This window comes from Pseudomonas sp. B611, from assembly GCF_055407965.1.
Window position 1 is genome coordinate 1 of sequence record NZ_JBUZST010000045.1, and the last position, 1,243, is coordinate 1,243.

1 protein-coding gene is annotated in these 1,243 nt (G+C 54.9%); it reads right to left on the reverse strand.

What is annotated here, in order from left to right:
- Window positions 1–36 precede the first annotated feature (36 nt).
- Window positions 37–1,172 (reverse strand): IS3 family transposase gene (locus tag ACZRMO_RS30195; RefSeq protein ID WP_463975271.1). Its coding sequence is split into 2 segments (ribosomal slippage): window positions 37–926 and window positions 926–1,172, totalling 1,137 coding nucleotides; the frame shifts between segments, so codons are not numbered across the junction.
- Window positions 1,173–1,243 lie beyond the last annotated feature (71 nt).

Sequence of the window (1,243 nt, forward strand, 5' to 3'; positions counted from 1 at the left end):
TGAACTGGTCAAGTAATCTTGGACACCGATTAAGGTTCATGCCGCCAACCTTTCCTTCGCGACCGGCGACCGGTAGTCGTTGTAGCTGTGAGGCCTGCTGATGTTGTAGCGCGAGACATAGCGCTGCACATCTGCCCGCGCCTCATGTTCCAGTTTGTAGCCCGTTTCAGGAACCCACTCGGATTTCAAACTACCAAAGAAACGCTCCATCGGGGCGTTGTCCCAGCACTCGCCTTTACGGCTCATACTTTGCCTAAACCCATGTTTCACAAGCGCGTTTCGGAATTTATGGCTGGTGTACTGACAACCTTGGTCAGAATGAAACAACACATCCTCGGGATGGCCGCGTAGCTCAACTGCCATGCGTAGTGCTTCGCAGGTCAGGTTGGCATCCGAAATCATCGAGAACGACCAGCCTACGATCCTGCGAGCGTACAGATCCAGAACGGCAGCGAAGTACATCCAACGCTTGCCGACCTTGATGTACGTCACGTCGCCACACCACACTTGATTAACCGTCGTCACATCAAACTTTCGCTTGAGCACGTGCGGCGCCACCAAGGCCTCAACGCCCGGCGACTTGTACTTATGACGCCTGCGCTGACGACTAGCGATGCCAGCTTCGCGCATCAAGTTGCGAGCCATATAACGTCCGACACGATGTCCTTTGGCTTGCAGTTCCTTGGACAAGGTACGTGCGCCCGCCGACTCTCTCGACGCCTTGTGGTGCCTGACCAGCGCGGCTTTGAGCTTTTCCCGCTCAGGATTTGCTCTGCCCTGGCGCTGGCGCCAGGCATAGAAGCTGCTGCGGTTAACCCCGAACGCCCGGCAACACCTTTTAACGCCGTACTGCTCGTCCAGCTCATCGATCAGCGTGAATGATCTTTGGCGTCCAAAAGCAGGAGAGCACTGGCCTTTTTTAAGATTTCAATGTCCAGGTCTTTCTCCCTGAGCAGGGCTTTGAGTCTCTGGATCTCTCGTTGATCAGCGGTAATCGCCTTGGCTCCCACCGGAGTCGAACCTAGGCGCTCTTTTTGTACCTGATCGACCCAGCGACGCAGGGCAGTAGGGCCGATATCCAGGCTGGCACAGACCTCGGTAACCGGCTGACCTTCATCCAGCACCATGCTGGCAGCCTTGAGCTTGAACTCACTCGAATAAGATTTACGCATATCCAAACACCTCAGATTTGGGCGCTATCATAGCGCCCGATTGAAGTGTCCAAAATCATTAGGCCAGTTCA